The 3,398-nt window shown below is 36.4% G+C and carries 3 protein-coding genes; 1 reads left to right on the forward strand and 2 read right to left on the reverse strand.

Annotated elements, in window-relative coordinates:
- Window positions 1-963, forward strand: a 963-nt coding sequence (locus tag BMY80_RS11740; RefSeq protein WP_177178596.1) for a PD-(D/E)XK nuclease domain-containing protein, incomplete at its 5' end; no start/stop codon positions are given.
- A 413-nt stretch (window positions 964-1,376) separates the two neighbouring features.
- Here BMY80_RS11740 and BMY80_RS11745 read toward each other — a convergent pair.
- Window positions 1,377-2,042 carry a hypothetical protein gene (locus tag BMY80_RS11745; RefSeq protein ID WP_093143905.1) on the reverse strand — a complete coding sequence of 222 codons (666 nt, stop codon included), beginning with the start codon at window positions 2,040-2,042 and terminating at the stop codon, window positions 1,377-1,379.
- Window positions 2,023-3,018 (reverse strand): hypothetical protein, encoded by a 996-nt coding sequence (locus BMY80_RS11750; protein WP_093143907.1) that lies wholly within the window; start codon window positions 3,016-3,018, stop codon window positions 2,023-2,025. The genes BMY80_RS11745 and BMY80_RS11750 overlap by 20 nt, the downstream gene beginning before the upstream one ends.
- Between the last annotated feature and the right edge of the window lie 380 nt (window positions 3,019-3,398).

The raw sequence follows: 3,398 nt of genomic DNA on the forward strand, positions 1-3,398 counted from the left end.
GAAAAAGAGACCGGGGAGGTACTGTCTTACTACGGTCTTACCGATCATTACGAGAGTGTGAGAAATAATTATGACGGGTATTATTTCGGAACAATTCACATGTACTGTCCGTGGGATGTCATGTCATTTTGCGATGATAACTACAAAAAAGTTGGTGTGGAAAATAAAATCATTACGGCAGATAACTACTGGATAAACACCAGCGGTAACGATGTAATAGAAGAATTCATGGGATTTATAGAGCCTGAAGACGTTGATAAAATGCAGGATCTTCTGGACGGCAAATCAATTACCACTGAAGTAAGAACCTCTCTGTGCTACGGTGATTTAAAAAACCACGATGTAAAAGATTTCTGGACACTGTTGCTGTACACCGGATATCTCACCTTTGATCCTCAATACCGATCTGCCAAAAAAAACGAATACAGACTGTATATTCCAAATGAGGAAATAAAGGACTGTTTCAAATCGAAGATCATGGATTTCTTTGAAACAAATCCTGAAATGAGAAACAGTACCGATGAACTCGTAAAAGGTTTGTTTGATGGGAATGCCGAAACCGTAGAGAACAGTCTTAACGGACTTCTGGGAAAATACGTGTCGATAAGAGATTTCTCCACTAAGGCCCCGAAAGAAAACTATTACCACGGTTTCATGAACGGACTGCTGGTGAACGGAACTTCATATATAGAGGAACATAAATCCAACACTGAAGCGGGAGACGGTTACGCCGATTTGATTTTACTGTCATCAGGCAAAAATTCCATTGCCGTTCTGGAACTGAAAATCGCTTCAGGGGAACTGGATGACAGAATTTCAATATCGGAAAAAGCGATAGAACAGATAATAAAAGCCAAATATGCGGACAGGTTTATGACCAACAAAACCATAAAATCGGTTTACGCCATCGGCATCTGTTTTTATAAAAAGAATTGTTCTGTCGTATGCAAAAAATTGAAATAAGTTCTAACTGACGACAAGAGTAAAAGCCTTTTCAAGGGATTGAGCCATGTTTTTCATAATCATGCAAAAAAACTCGATCATGATTTTTACTCTCTTCCAAAAGTGTCTCTGCCCCTTGATTTACAACGGCTGAGTGCATGTCAAAAAAGAGGCAAAAATTTTCGTGATAAATATCCTATATTAGAGGTGCAATGTTGTGTGCGACAAACATGAAAAAATTCAGCAATTTTTCACTTAAATGTTTGCATAAAAACGAGCTTTATCCAAAATGTTTTTCTATTTACAGAAAGATTTTCACATACTCGTTTTTGAGGGAAAATTGCTTCTGTTACTCTAGAGAAACTCACCCTCATATCTTGTGTAAATTCCCCCATGATTGCTCTTACACGACTAGAATCATGACTGTATCCGTTTTACTTTAGTCGAATATCAATTATGTTTTCATCAGGGAATGACTGGCATGCCTTTATTAGTCTATCATCGGAATCATAGGTAAGTGATGTTACCTCCGGTTTGATAATACCAAATGGATAATTATCGGTTCGTCCATCGATGGAAACCTGCGGTGTGCGGTTCATTAGTGTTCTGCATTCCTTTCGATTCATTCCTTTTTTCATTTTTAATGCTGTGTAAAATAGCCTGTAATTTTCTACAATTTCGGTACTGTATCCCTTACAACCTATGGTTAGAGATGGCGGATTATCATCCCAGCCGACAGTTAAGGAAAGTTCTGTATGATAGTATGAACCAAAAACCTCGATAAATGCTGATTCTCCGAAGATAGACAAAAACTTCTTTTCAGTCCTTGGCCATATTTTTTCTTTTCCAAGGTATATTTCGCAATATCGTTTGGTGATATCATCTATAAAGGATACGGAAATCAGTTTATTATCTTTGTATTCAAGGTGGACGTTAGGATTTTCATGGTATTCTGATTTATATACCGGTGGTATGTTTTCTATTATCGGATTACATTCAGAACTAAATTCATCTCTTATTATTTCCCAGATTTTTTCTTGTTCAGTACCGAAAACAAAAGGGCCGACGGAAACATTTGGATCAAGAATTAGCTTTTTCATTGATACCTCCATTATGATTCTTCAGTTGTTTTTCCAGTTTGGTTATATATTTTCTGACTTCTCTTATTGCATCGTCATATTTAGAACCGAATTTCGCCTGTATATCAGCAATTTCCATTTCAACAGCTTCTCTAATATTGAGAGCTTCAAGGTATTCCTGTTGTTTTCTGAAAAAATCGTTCTTCAACATATCTCTTCTTTTATAAGATCTTGTTAATTGATGATCCTTTTTTTCCATTCTAATGCTTGGACCTTCAGAGACTTTCAATATACCAGTTATTATCAGTAATTTTTTGGGAATTAAATGATGCGCCTCATGCGTGCTGCTGTCGGCAAAATGCTGCACAAACTCATAACCGCCGCCAATGACGATCTTTTTTCCGAAATAGGATTCATCTTTAATTTCAAATTTGCACCACTTGCCGTTTTTATTCATGGTTACCCAGCCATCTTCAGCTAAATCCGAGTTCTGGCTGGTAAAAACAGCCTGTAACCGGAATGTGGAGGGGTGGCCTAAACATTGATGCAATTTATCCTCCAAAGGATAATTATGCATTAAAGAATATATCCAGCCGGATATCTGCAGATCTCCTCCTCTTATGTGAAGCTCAAAAATGTAAGGTTTGTTATTGTTATCGGAAATCTGCCGGTGTTCAAGATATCCTTTGATAAAAGACATCTGCAGTGAGAGTTCAACATCTGACGCACTTGATAATGGAGATATATTGTTATCTAATAAGGCGTTATCGATCGTGTTACGGATAATTTCATTCCGGTGTGATTCCCTAAAATGAGGTATGGTATCAAAAGGATCTTTTTCTTCCTGCAATCTTTTTTTTATTACCGGCCTTATCTGATTGCAGAATTTGTGGAAGTAATCTGTACGGAAGTCATTGATGACGTCTATAGTCAGAATGCCTTTTTGCGAAAATTCCGCTCCGGCATTATAAGCCTGATCAATGATAGATACGTTCATATAAACCTCCTAATATCTATGATGTTTTACTGTCATATATTGTCATATTTACAAAATGAATACAATTAAAATATCTGCATATTAAATTGTTTTTAGAAACTATTGTTTAAATATATTGTAAACTTAACATTTTAGACAAATAAATTAGAAAACAAGAAGGTTAAATTTTGCTAAAGTGAATTTGAATTCTAGCAAAAACACATTGTCAATCAAAGTCAACGCAATGCAGCGCTCGTATATTATGACGGATGGATCAATCCGGTAGGATACTTTGTCCACTTTAACTGAGAGTGAACGCGATTCCGTGTAAACCCTTGTTAAGCCCCTTTTGAAAAATTATCTAATGTACCTAGCTATCCTTGTGCTGGTTTCATCAAGAC

The organism is Ruminobacter amylophilus, assembly GCF_900115655.1.
Classification (GTDB): Bacteria; Pseudomonadota; Gammaproteobacteria; order Enterobacterales; family Succinivibrionaceae; genus Ruminobacter; species Ruminobacter amylophilus.

Excerpts from the sequence above, each read along its gene's own strand:
- BMY80_RS11745 (WP_093143905.1), bottom strand. The coding sequence starts at position 2,042 with ATGAAAAAGCTAATTCTTGATCCAAATGTTTCCGTCGGCCCTTTTGTT.
- BMY80_RS11750 (WP_093143907.1), bottom strand. The coding sequence starts at position 3,018 with ATGAACGTATCTATCATTGATCAGGCTTATAATGCCGGAGCGGAATTT.